The organism is Arthrobacter sp. STN4 (assembly GCF_024539665.1).
Classification (GTDB): domain Bacteria; phylum Actinomycetota; class Actinomycetes; order Actinomycetales; family Micrococcaceae; genus Specibacter.
The window spans coordinates 15654-30461 of the sequence record NZ_JAKZGX010000018.1 but is presented as its reverse complement, the minus strand read 5'-3'; the positions used below and the strand labels follow the sequence as shown (position 1 = coordinate 30461).

The 14808-nt window shown below is 66.8% G+C and carries 12 protein-coding genes and 1 tRNA gene; 11 read left to right on the top strand and 2 right to left on the bottom strand.

The annotated features are described in order from the left end of the window. Positions 1 to 138: 138 nt before the first annotated feature. The 4 genes from MMF96_RS13260 (at position 139) to MMF96_RS13245 (ending at position 3767) form a co-directional block, all read left to right on the top strand. The gene (locus MMF96_RS13260; protein WP_176616873.1) at positions 139 to 1551 is read left to right on the top strand and encodes a phosphomannomutase/phosphoglucomutase; all 1413 of its coding nucleotides are present in this window, start codon (positions 139 to 141) and stop codon (positions 1549 to 1551) included. 34 nt (positions 1552 to 1585) lie between these two features. After that, the gene (locus MMF96_RS13255; RefSeq protein WP_176616874.1) at positions 1586 to 2026 is read left to right on the top strand and encodes a hypothetical protein; all 441 of its coding nucleotides are present in this window, start codon (positions 1586 to 1588) and stop codon (positions 2024 to 2026) included. Between the two features lie 3 nt (positions 2027 to 2029). After that, the gene (locus tag MMF96_RS13250) at positions 2030 to 2473 is read left to right on the top strand and encodes an Rrf2 family transcriptional regulator (protein WP_256883804.1); all 444 of its coding nucleotides are present in this window, start codon (positions 2030 to 2032) and stop codon (positions 2471 to 2473) included. A 121-nt stretch (positions 2474 to 2594) separates the two neighbouring features. Further along, complete coding sequence (locus tag MMF96_RS13245; protein ID WP_256883820.1) at positions 2595 to 3767, top strand: globin domain-containing protein; 1173 nt, start codon at positions 2595 to 2597, stop codon at positions 3765 to 3767. A 58-nt stretch (positions 3768 to 3825) separates the two neighbouring features. On the opposite strand, the gene MMF96_RS13240 is transcribed toward MMF96_RS13245, so the two are convergent. After that, positions 3826 to 5655 carry a phosphoenolpyruvate carboxykinase (GTP) gene (locus MMF96_RS13240; RefSeq protein ID WP_256883803.1) on the bottom strand — a complete coding sequence of 610 codons (1830 nt, stop codon included), beginning with the start codon at positions 5653 to 5655 and terminating at the stop codon, positions 3826 to 3828. A gap of 276 nt (positions 5656 to 5931) precedes the next feature. Here MMF96_RS13240 and MMF96_RS13235 point away from each other — a divergent pair. Then, positions 5932 to 6007, top strand: a tRNA-Arg gene (locus tag MMF96_RS13235). A 133-nt stretch (positions 6008 to 6140) separates the two neighbouring features. Here the strand turns inward: MMF96_RS13235 and MMF96_RS13230 are convergent. Then, positions 6141 to 6872: a FadR/GntR family transcriptional regulator gene (locus MMF96_RS13230; RefSeq protein WP_176616877.1), complete on the bottom strand. Its 732-nt coding sequence runs from the start codon at positions 6870 to 6872 to the stop codon at positions 6141 to 6143. Between the two features lie 381 nt (positions 6873 to 7253). On the opposite strand from MMF96_RS13230, the gene MMF96_RS13225 reads away from it, so the two are divergent. The 6 genes from MMF96_RS13225 to MMF96_RS13200 all read left to right on the top strand — a co-directional run bounded on the left by MMF96_RS13225 (position 7254) and on the right by MMF96_RS13200 (position 14808). Then, positions 7254 to 8888 (top strand): ABC transporter substrate-binding protein, encoded by a 1635-nt coding sequence (locus MMF96_RS13225; protein ID WP_176616878.1) that lies wholly within the window; start codon positions 7254 to 7256, stop codon positions 8886 to 8888. Between the two features lie 80 nt (positions 8889 to 8968). Continuing rightward, a complete protein-coding gene (locus MMF96_RS13220; protein ID WP_176616879.1) occupies positions 8969 to 9922 on the top strand; it encodes an ABC transporter permease in 954 nt (317 codons plus the stop codon). A gap of 3 nt (positions 9923 to 9925) precedes the next feature. Further along, entirely contained in the window at positions 9926 to 11956 is a 2031-nt protein-coding gene (locus tag MMF96_RS13215; RefSeq protein ID WP_256883802.1) for a dipeptide/oligopeptide/nickel ABC transporter permease/ATP-binding protein, read from the top strand. Next, a complete protein-coding gene (locus MMF96_RS13210; protein WP_256883801.1) occupies positions 11953 to 12765 on the top strand; it encodes an ATP-binding cassette domain-containing protein in 813 nt (270 codons plus the stop codon). Before MMF96_RS13215 ends, MMF96_RS13210 begins: the two co-directional genes overlap by 4 nt. A 59-nt stretch (positions 12766 to 12824) precedes the next feature. Further along, positions 12825 to 13754, top strand: coding sequence for a dihydrodipicolinate synthase family protein (locus tag MMF96_RS13205; RefSeq protein WP_176616882.1), 930 nt, complete (start codon positions 12825 to 12827; stop codon positions 13752 to 13754). Between the two features lie 124 nt (positions 13755 to 13878). After that, the gene (locus MMF96_RS13200) at positions 13879 to 14808 is read left to right on the top strand and encodes an ROK family protein (RefSeq protein ID WP_256883800.1); all 930 of its coding nucleotides are present in this window, start codon (positions 13879 to 13881) and stop codon (positions 14806 to 14808) included.

The following is a 14808-nucleotide window of genomic DNA, read 5'->3' as shown; positions in this document are numbered from 1 at the left end:
CGACGCCCGTCCGCCGGCAGGCCAATCTGTGGACAACACGCGCCGGAGAACTCCCTGTGCAGGCCCCTTGCACGTGTCCCGCCGCATCCCCGTTGACAACGACTCCCCGGCGGGCGGGGCTGCCGGTAGCATGGAGACGTGACTACCGCAGAGAATGTACCCGTTGACCTGTCCGCGTCGTTCAAGGCCTACGACGTGCGCGGCATTGTGGGCGAGACCATTACGGCCGCGTCCGTGAAAGCCGTGGGTGCGGCGTTCACCGACGTGCTGGAACTGGCAGGTGAAACCGTGCTGGTGGGCGGGGACATGCGCCCCTCCTCCCCGGGCTTCTGCCAGGCCTTCGCCGAGGGTGCAGCGAGCCGCGGCGCCAATGTGCAGCTGCTCGGGCTGATCTCCACCGACGAGCTGTATTTTGCCTGCGGGGCGCTGAACGCGGCCGGTGCCGTCTTTACCGCCAGCCACAACCCGGCCGAATACAACGGCATGAAAATGGCCAAGGCCGGCGCCGTCCCCGTCTCCTCCGAGACCGGCCTGATGGACATCCGCGACCTCGCCCAAAAGTACCTGGCCGACGGCATCCCGGCCGGCACCAGGGGCACCATCGTAGACACCGACGTGCTGGCCAAGTACGCCGCCTACCTGCGCACCCTGGTGGACCTCTCCGGTTCCCGGCCGCTGAAGATCGTGGTGGACGCCGGCAACGGCATGGCCGGCATGACCACCCCCGCCGTACTGGGCGACACCCTCCTGCCCGGCCTGCCCTTTGAGATCGTGCCCCTGTACTTCGAGCTGGACGGCACCTTCCCAAACCACCCGGCCAACCCGCTGGAGCCGGCCAACCTGGCCGACCTGCAGGCCGCCGTCGTGGCCCACGGCGCAGACATCGGCCTGGCGTTCGACGGCGACGCGGACCGCTGCTTCGTCATCGACGAACAAGGCGCCCCGGTCTCCCCGTCGGCCGTCACCGCCCTGGTCGCACGCAGGGAGATCGCCCGGGCCAAGGCCGGCGGCGAGGAACGCCCCGCCGTCATCCACAACCTCATCACCTCCCGCGCCGTGCCCGAACTCATCGCGCACGACGGCGGGCGCCCCGTCCGCACCCGGGTGGGCCACTCCTTCATCAAGGCCACCATGGCCGCCGAAGGCGCCGTGTTTGGCGGGGAGCACTCCGCGCACTACTACTTCCGCGACTTCTTCAACGCCGACACCGGCATGCTGGCCGCCATGCACGTCCTGGCCGCCCTGGGCGAGCAGGAGGGGCCGCTCTCGGACCTGGGCCGCGAATACGAACCCTATGTCTCCAGCGGCGAGATCAACTCCCAGCTCGCCGACGTCCCGGCCGCCGTGGCCCGGGTTCGCGCCGCATACACGCGCGACGACGTCACCATCGACGAGCTCGACGGCCTCACCTTCACCGCCAAGGACGGCCGCTGGTGGTTCAACCTGCGCGCCTCCAACACCGAACCGTTCCTGCGCCTGAACGCCGAGGCCGAGGACGCCGTCACCATGGCCGACATCCGCGACGACGTCCTGGCCCTGGTCCGCCAATAACCGACAACCCGATCGATTCCTCCAGGAGCGCTGTATGGACGAGAACGCGGCCGACAAGCAGGTCCAGGACGACCTCAACAAGCTGATCGGCACCGCCCTGGGGGTTGCCGGGGACCAGATCGAGGCGCACGGTGCGTTCATGCCTGTCGGCCTGGTCGTCAACAACGACGGCGACATCAGCCTCGTGGCCGTGGCCCCCAATGCCGTGGAAGGCGGGACGGAGAGCGAACTCGACGCCGATGCGATGATCGCGGACCTGTTCGAGGCGCTGGGACAGCAAAAGGACCAAAACCGGGCAGCCGCCGTCGTTTGTGACATCCACCTGCCCGACGATGCCACGGACGCCATCCACGTCATGGCCGAACACAGCGGCGGCGTCAGCGTCTCCGCCGTCCGGCCATACCGGCAGTCACCCGGCGGGTGGGAGTTCGGCAACCCGTTCCTGGAGTCCGGCGAGAACCAGATCTGGGCGTAGCCGTTGCGGATCAACGCGTTTTCCGACGTCAGCCTCCGGGTGCTCATGCTGTTGTCCACGAAGCCAGAACTGCTCACCACACGGGAGCTGGCGGAGCTCGTGGACACCCCGTACAACCATGTCAGCAAGGCCGTGTTGAAGTTGCGGCAGATGGGGATGGTGGTTTCCGTGCGCGGCCGCAGCGGGGGCGTGCGCATCTCCGAACAGGGCCTGCAGGCGACGGTGGGCGGGGTACTGCGCGTCCTGGACAGCCACCCGGACGTCGCCGCGTGCCAGACGGAAATGGGCGACTGCCCGCTGTTGCACGCCTGCAGGCTGCGCGGCGCGCTCAGCCGGGCGCGTGAGGCGTTTTACGCGTCCCTGGACACCGTGACGATTTCCAGCCTGGCCATCCCGGTGCACGCCGGGCCGGTTCCCGTGACGTTGCACACACACCGGGACGCCTGAGCCGCGCCAATCCGGCAATTTTTCTACATCTCGTAGAAGTCACCGCATTTCACTGGCTTTAATGTCGTATTTCAAATGCTACTTTGGGGTTGTCACCACGGATTCCACCCAAGGAGTACAGATGCTTTCGGAAAAGTCCCGCCCCCTGATTGAAGCCACGCTGCCGCTGGTCGGCTCCCGCATGGGCGCCATCACGCCGAATTTCTATGCACGCATGTTTGCCGCCCACCCGGAGCTCCTGGACGGCCTGTTCAGCCGGGCCAACCAAAACAACGGCGAACAACAAAAGGCCCTGGCCGGCTCCATCGCGGGATTCGCCTCCGCGCTCGTGGCCAACCCGGACATCATTCCCGAGCAGATGCTCAGCCGCATCGCCCACAAGCACACCTCGCTGGGGATCACCGAGGACCAGTACCAGATTGTCTACAAGTACCTTTTCGAGGCCATCGCCGAAGAGCTCGCCGACGTCATCACGGCGGAGATCGCCGAAGCATGGACCGAGGTTTACTGGCTCATGGCCAATGCCCTCGTCAAGATCGAAAAGGGCCTCTACGCCATCCAGGCCAATGACAGGATGTGGATGCCCTGGACAGTGGTGGAGAAGAACCCGGCCGGCACCGACTGCATGACGTTTGTCCTGGAGCCCGCCGACGACACCCCCGTCACGACGGCCCGCCCCGGCCAGTTCGTCTCGGTCAGGGTCGCGCTGCCCGACGGCCTGCGCCAGTGCCGCCAGTACTCACTCTCAGCCGACGTGGAATCCACCACCCGCCGGGTGTTCACCACCAAGCGGGACGACGGCGGAGAGGTCTCCCCCGTGCTGCACAGGAACATCGAGGTGGGCGACGTCGTCGAACTGTCCAACCCCTATGGTGACGTCACCCTGGACGACGGCGACGGTCCGGTCGTGTTTGCCACCGCCGGAATCGGCTGCACCCCCTCGGCGTCGGCCCTGCGCTCGCTCGCCAGCAACGGCGTCGACCGAGAGGTCCTGGTGCTCCACGCCGAGAAGAACCTCGAGGCGTGGGCGCTGCGTGAGCAGATGACCTCCGATGTGGCCGCCATCGACGGCGCGAACCTGACGTTGTGGCTGGAGGAGCCCACCGACGGCTTCAACAAGGGCTTCATGACCCTCGAGGGCCTGGACATTCCGGCCGACGCGTCCATGTACGTCTGCGGCCCGCTGCCGTTCATGAAGGCCATCCGCAACCAGGCCATCGACGCCGGCATCCCCGCCACGAAGATCCACTACGAGGTCTTCGGGCCGGACCTCTGGCTGGCGGGGGCGAACTAGCGCACGGGGGTCCCGACAGGCTCGACCTCGGTGGTCAAGCCTGTCGGGACCCGTTTAATCAGGCTGCGAAGCGGGCCTTCAGGCCGGCCAGCTCGGCGGCCATTTCCGCCGGGAGGGACTCGCCAAACCGGGCGTACCACTCCTCGATCCCGGCCAGTTCCTCGCCCCATTCGCCGGCGTCGACCTTGAGCGCGTCCGCCAGGTCCGACGGCGCCATCTCCAGGCCTTCCAGGTCCAGGGAGTCGGGGGTGGGGACGAAGCCGATCGGCGTCTCGACGGCGTCGGCGGTGCCTTCGATGCGCTCAATGGCCCACTTGAGCACGCGGCTGTTTTCGCCGAAGCCCGGCCAGGCAAAGCCGCCGGTGGAGGTGCGGCGGAACCAGTTGACCAGGAAGATCTTGGGCAGCCGCGCCTGGTTGGCGTTGGCGGACAGCTCAATCCAGTGCTTGAGGTAGTCGCCGGCGTCGTAGCCGATGAAGGGCAGCATGGCCATGGGGTCACGGCGCACCACGCCGACGGCGCCGGCGGCGGCGGCCGTGGTCTCCGAGGACAGCGTGGAACCCATGAAGATGCCGTTGCTCCAGTCGCGGGCCTGCGTCACCAGGGGGATGGTGGTCTTGCGGCGGCCGCCGAACAGGATCGCGTTGATCTCCACGCCCTCCGGGGAGAAGTATTCCTTGGAGAGCATGTCCACCTGGTCGATGGGCGTGCAGAAACGGGAGTTGGGGTGCGCGGCCGGGCGTCCCGCGTCGGGCGTCCAGCTGTTGCCCTGCCAGTCGGTCAGGTGTGCAGGCACGTCGTCGGTCATGCCCTCCCACCACACGCCGCCGTCGTCGGTGAGGGCCACGTTGGTGAAGATGGAGTTGCCCTTGGCAATGGCTGCCATGGCGTTGGGGTTCGTGGACCAGCCGGTGCCGGGGGCCACGCCAAACAGGCCGGCCTCGGGGTTGACGGCACGCAGCTCGCCTTCCTTGCCGAAGCGCATCCAGTTGATGTCGTCGCCCAGGGTCTCGGCCTTCCAGCCGGGCACCGTGGGATCCAGCAGGGCCAGGTTCGTCTTGCCACAGGCCGACGGGAACGCCGCGGCCACGTGGTAGCTCTTGTTCTCCGGGCTGGTGAGCTTGAGGATGAGCATGTGCTCGGCGAGCCACCCCTCGTCGCGGGCCATGACCGAGGCGATGCGTAGGGCGAAGCACTTCTTGCCCAGCAACGCGTTGCCGCCGTAGCCGGAGCCGTAGGAGAAGATGGAGCGCTCCTCGGGGAAGTGCACAATCCACTTTTCGTCGCTTGAGGGCCAGGGCACGTCCTTCTCGCCGGCTTCCAGCGGTGCTCCCACGGAATGGAGGGCGGGGACGAAGAAGGCGTTGGTCGTCTCCATCTTCCTCAACACATCGGTGCCGATGCGGGCCATGATGCGCATGGAGGCCACCACGTAGGCGGAGTCGGTGATTTCCACGCCAAACTTGGGGTCCTCGGCGTCGAGCGGGCCCATGACGAACGGAATGACGTACATGGTGCGTCCGCGCATGCTGCCGGAGAAGCGCTCCTTCAGGATCGCCTTCATCTCCGCCGGGTCCATCCAGTTGTTGGTGAAGCCGGCGTCGCGCTCCTTTTCGGAGCAGATGAAGGTCCGGCCCTCAACGCGGGCAACGTCCTTCGGATCCGAGAATGCCGCGAAGGAGTTGGGGAACAATTCCGGGTTCAGGGGGGTCAGGGTTCCGGCTTCCACCAGTTCGCCCGTGAGCTTCGCGTACTCCCCGGCGGACCCGTCGACCCAGTGGATGTCCCGCGGCTGCGTGAGCCCGGCAACCTCGGCAACCCAGGCGGCGAGGCCTTCGTGGGTGGTCGTTGCCTGCTCAACAGAATCCTGCACTGGCGCGTGGCCCATCGTGTATCCCTTCATTGGGTCAGTGGTGTGTCTAAATGCTATGGCCCGGAAATCCGCATTTCGGCGCATTGGACATGGGACGTAGTGCCGTGCATTCTCCACAAAGTGCCTAGAATCCGCGGTTTAGTGAGTTGACCATCGCCTTCAGATGTGAGACAGATCACCTAGACCGGTATAGTGTGCGGGAACACGGGTCGTCCGATTTGTACACACAGCCCCGGACGGGTTAGAGTTGTTCACGGCCCGAGGGTCGAAAGCAAAAAAGAAACAAAATATGCGTGCGTAGCTCAACGGATAGAGCATCTGACTACGGATCAGAAGGTTGGGGGTTCGAATCCCTTCGCGCGCACCACAGAAAAATGAATGGGTCCCAGGCTTCGGCCTGGGGCCCATTTGTTTAATCCGTTGGGGACGGCCGGCCCCGGGCCTTGTGGGCGCGGGGCCGGCGGGCGGCCAGGCCGCGCGGCCGACGCCGGGGCCCGGCCTTAGTTCGCGTCCACAAACTCCCTGATGCTGCGCCGGATGCCGTCGAAGTGCCGGCTGAGCAGCGTGGAGGCGGTGGCGGCGTCCTTGGCGACCACGGCGTCATAGATCGCACGGTGCTGCGCGGCAGTGTCCACCAGGCCCGTGGTGGTGATCCCGATTTCCAGGTGGATTTTCCGGTAGACCTTCCAGAACACGCTCATCAGGTTCATCAGCAACTCATTTCCAAGGGGCTCAAAGAGGAGCCGGTGGAATTCGGCGTCAGCCTCGGAGAAGGTCTCACCCCGGGCCGCGAGCGTCTCCATCTTGACCACGGCCTCCTCGATGCGGGCCAGGTGGCCGGGAGTCGTCTGGTCAAGGCAGCCGCCAATCAGGCCCGACTCGAGGGCCTGGCGGATGTCCACCAGCTGCAGGGCCTCCAGGCCTTCGTGGCGCAGGGAGAGGCGGCCGCGGAATGACAGCCCGTCCGCCAGCGCGTCAAAGTTGCTGGGCGCCACGAACATGCCGAAGCCGTGGCGGATTTCAATGACACCCAGGGCCTGCAGCACCTTCAGGGACTCACGCAAGGTGTTGCGGCCAACGCCCAGCACCTCGGAAAGCTCACTTTCGGTGGGCATGGGGTCGCCCGCGTCAAGGTCCCGGTCCAGGATCAAATCCATGATGTCTGCCTGAAGGGCGCGAAGGCGCACTTGGGCGCTGAATCGTGCACGTGGGACTGCAGTCGATGTAGCCAAAGTGACTCCTTATAAAGTGCCGGGTCAAGGGGCCGGCTTCCCCCACGACGGTATACGCCGAATTCTAGGGGACAACCGGCCCGGGAGGTGAAGATGGGGCCTGTTGCATGCGTTCCCAAACCGTGATCTAGTACATATGATATCGGACGTCCAACCTTCGAGGAAGATGCCACCATGGGACTCCCTCCGGCCACCGCAGAGGGGCCGCCGGCACGCAGCACGGCCGAGTTCCCGGGAGGGCGCGCCACGCCGGGACGGGCAGCCCGTTATCAGAACGCCACTTGACCAATCGACGTGACCGCTCTTACAGTTCTTTTACAAGCATCGGACGTCCTACATCTAGCAACTCCACTACTAAATCTGAATTGGTGAGGCCCCATAATGAGCAACACTCTTGAGAACATGCCGTTCGTGAAGGACTCGTCCCGCCGCAGTTTCATTAAGATGGCGGGAGCCATGGGCGCGGCTGCCGCGTTCACCGCATCCCTGGCTGCCTGCAGTGGACCGGCCTCCACGACCAGCCAAAAAACCGGAAGTGCCAATGGCGGCAAGATCGACAAGAACGCGACCATCCAGGCGGGCACGGCATTTGTCCTTTCCGGCGGTTTTGACCCCATGAACGCCAGCAGTGCCGTCGCCACCGCAGCGAACTACCACATCTTCGAAGGCCTCGTGGAGCTGGATCCGGTGGACCGGACCCCGTATCCCGCCCTGGCCAGCGAAGCGCCCAAGCAGGTCGACGACCTTACCTGGCGTGCCACCCTGCGCAAGGGCGCCACGTTCCACAACGGATCCAAGGTGACCACGGACGACGTCGTCTACAGCTTCACCCGCGTGCTGGACCCGGCCAACACGGCCCTCCTGGCCCAGTTCATTCCGTTCATCGCCTCGGTCAAGGCCGTGGATGCCAGCACGGTGGAATTCAAGCTCAACAAGCCGTTCCCGCTGTTCGGCACCCGCATCTCCGTCGTCAAGGTGGTGCCCAAGGCCATCGCCTCGGCCGACCAGAAGGGCTTCGACGCCAAGCCGGTCGGCACCGGCCCGTACGCCTTTGTCTCGGTCACCCCGAACGACAACGTCGCGTTCAAGCGTTTCGACGCCTACAACGGCCCGCGCCCGGCACTGGCCGCGGCCATGACCTGGTACATGCTGGCGGACAACTCGGCCCGCACCACGGCCATCCAGTCCGGCCGCGTCCAGGCCGTCGAGGCCGTGCCGTACCTGGACATCGACGCGGTGAAGGCCAAGGCCGAAGTCAAGTCCGTGCCGTCCTTCAACTCCATGTTCCTGATGTTCAACTGCGCCAAGGCGCCGTTCAACGACGTCCGCGTGCGCCAGGCCCTGTTCTACGCGCTCGATGTTGAAAAGATCGTCAAGACCGCACTGCTGGGCAACGGCACCCCCGCCACCAACTACGTCCAGGACACCCACCCGGACTACAAGCGGGCCGGCACCGTCTACACCTACAACCCCGACAAGGCCAAGGCGCTGCTGAAGGAAGCCGGCCAGTCGAACCTGTCCGTGGAACTGCTGACCACCACCACCGCGTTCATCACGGACTCGGTCCCGCTGGTCAAGCAGTTCTGGGACGCAATCGGGGTGAAGACCACGCTGAACAGCCAGGCCTCGGCCAACGTCTACGGCAACAACTTCGTCGGCACCGGCAACTTCCAGGTCCTGGCAGCCTCCGGCGACCCGTCCATCTACGGCAACGACATGGACCTGCTGCTGAGCTGGTTCTATGCCGGCACCACGTGGCCGAAGAACCGCTACCACTGGGACAACACCCCGGAATTCGCCCAGGTGACCAAGCTGCTGGCCCAGGCCGCCGCCGAGAAGGATGCGACCAAGCAGAAGGCTGCGTGGAACCAGGTCGTCGACATCGTCGCCGAGAACGTCCCGCTCTACCCGCTGTACCACGTCAGCCTGCCCACCGCGTGGAACAGCAGCCAGCTCTCAGGCTTCCGCGCCCTGCCCACCACCGGCCTTTCCTTCGAGAACGTCGGGCGTGTCTGACATTCCCTGCAGTACCCGGCTGGCGGGGCCGCGACCCGGCACCCGCCAGCCGGCTTCCCATACGCAATGGAGATAGAACCTTGAGCGCATTCCTGCGACTGCTGGGACGGCGAATAATCGTCCTCCCGTTCATGCTGCTGGGCGTCACCTTGCTGGTGTTCGTCGTCATGCAGTTCCTTCCCACCGACCCCGCAATCGTCGCCCTCGGCGAAGGCGCCAGCCCGCAGGCAATCGCGGCGTACCGGGCTGCCAACGGCCTGAACGACCCGTTGTTCGTCCAGTACATCCACTTCCTGGGAAACCTGGTCACGGGAAACCTGGGCAACACGGCACCGCCGGCCCAACCCGTGTCCAGCCTGATCGCCACGGCCTTCCCCCTCACCCTCCAACTGACCTTCCTGGGCGTCATCATGGCGGTGGTGCTCGCGCTGGTGCTCGGCGTCACCGCAGCGCTGTACCGCGACAAGTGGCCCGACCAGCTCATCCGCATCGTCTCCGTTGCCGGCATCGCCACGCCGTCGTTTTGGATCGGCATCCTGCTGATCCAGCAGTTCGCCCTGAACTGGCCCCTGTTCCCCACCGGCGGCTACGTCAACCCCACCGATTCGTTCCCCGGCTGGCTGCAGTCCCTGTTCCTCCCCGCCATCGCACTGGCCATCCCCGTGGCCGCATCGCTGATCCGCGTGGTCCGCACCTCCATGGTCGAGGAGCTGGACAAGGATTATGTGCGCACCGCCATCGGCAACGGCGTCCCCCGCGGCGAGGTGGTCCGCCGCAACGTGCTGCGCAACGCCATGGTGACCCCGGTGACCGTCCTGGGCCTTCGCATCGGCTACATGCTCGGCGGCGCAATCGTCATCGAGACCATCTTCTCGCTGCCCGGCATGGGCCAGTTGATTGTCAACGGCATCACCGCCGGCGACACCAACATCGTCCAGGGCGTGGTGATCATCATCGCCGTCACCTTTGTGCTCGTCAACCTGGTCGTTGACCTGCTCTACCTGATCCTCAACCCCAGAATTCGGACGGTGTAACCCATGCGTACTGGACTCGCAGAGCGCCTGAGTGCTCCCGGGCTGCGTATCAAGGCCCTGCCGCTAGGCTCCAAGTTTGCCCTGGCCTTCCTGGTCTTGATTGCGCTGGCGGCCATCTTCGCCCCGCTCATCACCATCCACAACCCGCTCACCGGCGACATCCCGGCCCAGGCGCCCAGCCTGGACCACTGGTTCGGCACCGACCGCGTAGGCAGGGACATCTTCTCCCGCATCATGTACGGTGCCCGCTACTCCCTGGTGATCGGCATCGGCGCCACCATCCTGGCCGTGTTGCTCGGCGCGCTCTTCGGCTCGCTGGCGGCCACCACCCGCAAGGTGTTTGACGAAACCATCATGCGCGTGCTGGACGTGTTCATGGCGTTCCCGGCCATCGCCCTGGCCGCCGTGTTCCTGGCCGTGTTTGGCCGTTCCGTCCCGGTCATCATGGTCACCATCGCCATCCTGTACACCCCGCAGCTGGCCCGCGTGATCCGCGCCAACGTCCTCTCCGCCTACGGCGAGGACTACGTGCGCGCCGAGAAGGTCATGGGCGCCGCACGCTCCTACATCCTCGTCAAGCACGTGGTCCGCAACACCGCGGCCCCCGTGCTGGTCTTCGCCACGGTCCTGGTGGCCGATGCCATCGTCTTCGAGGCCAGCCTGTCCTTCCTCGGCGCCGGTGTGCAGGATCCCGCACCATCCTGGGGCAATGTGATCTCCTACGGCCGCACGCTGCTTCTCAACGGCGGCTGGTGGGGCACCACCTTCCCAGGCCTCGCCATCCTGCTGACCGTGCTGAGCCTGAACATCCTGGCCGAGGGCCTCACCGATGCCATGGTGAACCCGCGCCTGCGCAAGGCCGCGCCGGTGAAGGACGACGACGGTTCGGCCGCGGCCGCCGTCGAGCTCGCCAAGGCCGACGCCGCCGCACGTGCCGCCATCGAGGACCCCTTCGCGGCCCTGGACAAGGAACTCCTGCTCCTGCGGGCCGTCGAGCAGCAGCGCACCGACCGCCTCCCGCAGGTGGCCGCCGACGCCCGTGTGGTCCTGGAAGTGAAGGACCTCTCCATCCGCTTCCCGGGCCGTTACGGCGACACCGCCATCGTGGACAGGGTCTCCTTCACCGTCCGCGAGGGCGAGACCATGGGCCTGGTGGGCGAATCGGGCTGCGGCAAGTCCATCACCTCCCTGGCCGTCATGGGCCTGCTGCCGCCGACGGCGGAGGTCACCGGCTCCATCAGGTTCAATGGCCGGGAACTGCTGGATCCGGCCACGAAGCAGAGCTCGGCCAAGGCCTACGAAGGCGTCCGCGGCGAGCAGATCTCCATGGTGTACCAGGACGCGCTCAGCTCCCTGAACCCGTCCATGCTGGTCAAGGACCAGATGCACCAGCTGACCCGCCGCAACGGCCGCAAGACGCCGGCCGAGCTGCTGGAACTGGTGGGCCTGGACGCGCAGCGCACGCTGCGCAGCTACCCGCACGAGCTGTCCGGCGGACAGCGCCAGCGCGTGCTGATCGCCATGGCGCTGTCGCGCTCGCCCCAGATCGTGGTGGCGGACGAGCCGACCACGGCACTGGACGTCACGGTGCAAAAGCAGGTCGTGGACCTGCTGAATGAACTGCGCGAGCAGCTCGGCTTCGCCATGATCTTTGTCAGCCACGACCTGGCCCTGGTCGCTTCGCTGGCGCACAAGATCACCGTGATGTACGCCGGCCAGGTGGTTGAATCCGCCCAGGCCTCGGAGCTGCTGGCCCACCCCACCCACGAGTACACGCGCGGGCTGCTCGGGGCCGTCCTTTCCATCGAGTCCGACGCCGTCCGGCTCCACCAGATCCCCGGAACCGTGCCGTCACCGCGCGAATTTGCCCCCGGCGACAGGTTCGCGGGCCGCTCGCAGCGTCCCGACGCCGACCCGGAGCAGAAGCTGGCGTTCGTCCCGGTGGTCCGCGACGGTGTCGCAACGGACCACTACTGGGCCAGCCACGAACTCCAGCCGGAACTGAGCGGAAAAGAAAAGGAAGGTGCACGATGAGCACGCACAGCACGGACACCACCCCTGTCATCGAGCTCAAGGACCTGCACGTCCACCACCGGACCCGCTCGGGCGGGCTGTTCAAGCCGAGCTACGTCAAGGCCGTCAACGGTGTGGACTTCAGCATCCGCCGCGGCGAAACCGTGGGCATCGTGGGCGAGTCCGGCTGCGGGAAGTCCACGCTGGCCTCCGTCCTGGTGGGCCTGCAGGCCCCCACCTCGGGCCAGGTGCTCTTCCACGGCAAGCCGGCCATCAAGCGCAGCGCAGCGATGCGCAAGGAATTCGGCCGCTCCGTATCCGTGGTGTTCCAGGACCCGTCGACGGCGCTGAACCCGCGCATGACCATCCAGGACATCCTGGTGGACCCGCTCGCCGTCCACGGCATTGGCACGGCGGCCTCCCGCCTGGCCAAGGTCCGCGAACTGCTGGCGCTGGTGGGCCTGCCGCAGTCCGCAGCCGAGGTCACGCCGTCGAACGTTTCCGGCGGCCAGCGCCAGCGCGTGGCCATTGCCCGGGCCCTGGCCCTGGACCCCGACATCGTCGTGGCGGACGAGCCCACCTCCGCACTGGACGTCTCCGTCCGCGCCCAGGTGCTCAACCTGCTCTCGGACCTGAAGAAGGAACTGAACCTGGGCATGGTTTTCATCAGCCATGACATCCAGACCGTCCGCTACGTCTCCGACCGGATCTGCGTCATGTACTACGGCCAGATCGTGGAGGAAGGCAACGCCGAGCAGGTCTTCGACAACCCGTCCAACGACTACACCAAGAAGCTGCTGGGCGCGGCGCCGTCGCTGCTGCACCTCTGAGCCCCACGCACCCCCCCCGATTTTCCCCATCAATCAACCGCAATTTTGGAGTTATTACCGTGACAACCGTCGCTTCCCGTTTTCAGGGCGTCATCCCGCCCGTCGTCACCCCCCGCACCGCCGACGGCGCCATTGACGTCCCCTCCCTGGAAAATGTCACCCGCCACCTGCTCGACGGCGGTGTCACCGGCCTGTTCGTCAACGGCTCCTCCGGCGAGGTCACCCACCTTACCAACGACGAGCGCGACACCGTGCTGCGCACCATTGTGGGCGTCAACGCCGGCCAGGTGCCCGTGCTGGCCGGCGCCGTGGAGCAGACCACCAACCGCGTCATCGAGGAGGCCGCCCGTGCGGTGTCCCTCGGCGCCGACGGCATCGTGGCCACGAGCCAGTACTACGCCATCAGCAACGCCGAGGAGAACGGCCGCCACTTCCGCGCCGTCGCCGCCTCCGTGGACGTCCCGGTGTTCGCCTACGACGTCCCCGTCCGCACCCACTTCAAGCTGCCCACCGACCTGCTCGTCGAGCTGGGCCGCGAGGGCGTCATCGCCGGCGTCAAGGACTCCTCGGGCGACGACGTCTCCTTCCGCCAGCTGGTCATTGCGGCCAGGGACATCCCGAACTTTGACATTTTCACCGGCCACGAGGTCGTGGTGGACGGCGCCCTCCTGGGCGGCGCACAGGGTGTGGTCCCGGGCCTGGGCAACGTGGACCCGGCCGGCTACCGCCGCCTGTACGACGCGGCCGTGGCCGGCGACTGGGCCAAGGCTGCCGCCGAGCAGGACCGCCTCGCCGACGTCTTCAACATCGTCTACACGCCCAAGGCGGGCCGCGTGTCCGGCAACGCCGCCGGCCTGGGCGCGTTCAAGACGGCCATGATGCTCATGGGCATCATCAAGACCAACGTCATGAGCACCCCCATGCTCGCCCTGGACGAGGACGAGACCGCGGCCGTCAAGGCGATCCTGGTGCGTACCGGCCTGATCTGATCGCAGCCCCCGCGTTCTCGACAGTCGGCGTCTCGACAGTCGGGGTCTCGACAGTTGGGGTCTCGACAGGCCCGGCCGGCGGCAGGAGTGCGGGACCAGACGTTTTTACTGTGAAGGAATTGACATGCGGTATGTAGTGGGCGTTGACCTGGGCGGGACCAAGACGGCGGCCGGCGTGGTGGCGGCGGACGGTTCCGTGCTGGTCCAGGGGCAGGTCGCCACGAAGAACCGCGACGGCGGGGCCGCCATCCTGGACGCCACCGCGGAACTGGTGCGCTCCCTCGTGAAGGACGCGGCCGGCGCCGGCGCCACGGTGGACGCCGTGGGCGTGGGCTCCGCCGGGGTCATCGACGCCGCGGAGGGCACCGTCATTTCGGCGACCGGCGCGATCCTCGGCTGGACCGGTACACACATCATCGCGGGCCTCCAGGAGCGGTTGGGACTGCCGGCCGCCGTCATCAATGACGTGCACGCCCACGCCCTGGGCGAGGCCTGGCTTGGCGCGGCCGCCGGCACGTCAACCTCGCTCATGGTGGCGTTCGGCACCGGCGTGGGAGGCAGCTTCGTGGTCAACGGCCGTCCCCTGCTGGGCCACCACTTTGTGGGCGGGCACGTGGGGCACTTCGCCTCGCCGCTCGCCGTCCACCGCGGCACTCCCCTGCCCTGTTCCTGCGGCCATGCAGGCCATGTGGAGGCCGTCGCCTCCGGGCCCGCCATCCGCGCAGCCTACGTGCGCGACGGCGGCAGTGCGGCGCTGGAGGACACCCGGGCGGTCTTTGCTGCGGCCGGCCTCGGCGACGAACTGGCCGCGTCGGTCATTGCCACGGCCGCGCGGGCCGCCGGCCAGGCCGTGGGCGGGCTGGCCAACATCCTCGACCCGCAGGTGGTGGTCATTTCCGGCGGCCTGGCCGACGCCGGCAGGCCCTGGTGGCACCCCATGGAGCGTGCCCTGCGTGCCGAACTGCTCGCTCCGCTGGCGGACGTGCCCGTGGTCCGGGCCGCGCTGGGCAACACGGCCGCCGTCGTGGGCGCAGCCTCACTGGTCCTTTCCTAA

What these genes read in the sequence shown, in the direction of transcription:
- MMF96_RS13215 (WP_256883802.1), top strand. Translation starts at nt 9,926, where the DNA reads ATGCGTACTGGACTCGCAGAGCGCCTGAGTGCTCCCGGGCTGCGTATC.
- MMF96_RS13245 (WP_256883820.1), top strand. Translation starts at nt 2,595, where the DNA reads ATGCTTTCGGAAAAGTCCCGCCCCCTGATTGAAGCCACGCTGCCGCTG.
- MMF96_RS13210 (WP_256883801.1), top strand. Translation starts at nt 11,953, where the DNA reads ATGAGCACGCACAGCACGGACACCACCCCTGTCATCGAGCTCAAGGAC.
- MMF96_RS13200 (WP_256883800.1), top strand. Translation starts at nt 13,879, where the DNA reads ATGCGGTATGTAGTGGGCGTTGACCTGGGCGGGACCAAGACGGCGGCC.
- MMF96_RS13255 (WP_176616874.1), top strand. Translation starts at nt 1,586, where the DNA reads ATGGACGAGAACGCGGCCGACAAGCAGGTCCAGGACGACCTCAACAAG.
- MMF96_RS13240 (WP_256883803.1), bottom strand. Translation starts at nt 5,655, where the DNA reads ATGGGCCACGCGCCAGTGCAGGATTCTGTTGAGCAGGCAACGACCACC.
- MMF96_RS13225 (WP_176616878.1), top strand. Translation starts at nt 7,254, where the DNA reads ATGAGCAACACTCTTGAGAACATGCCGTTCGTGAAGGACTCGTCCCGC.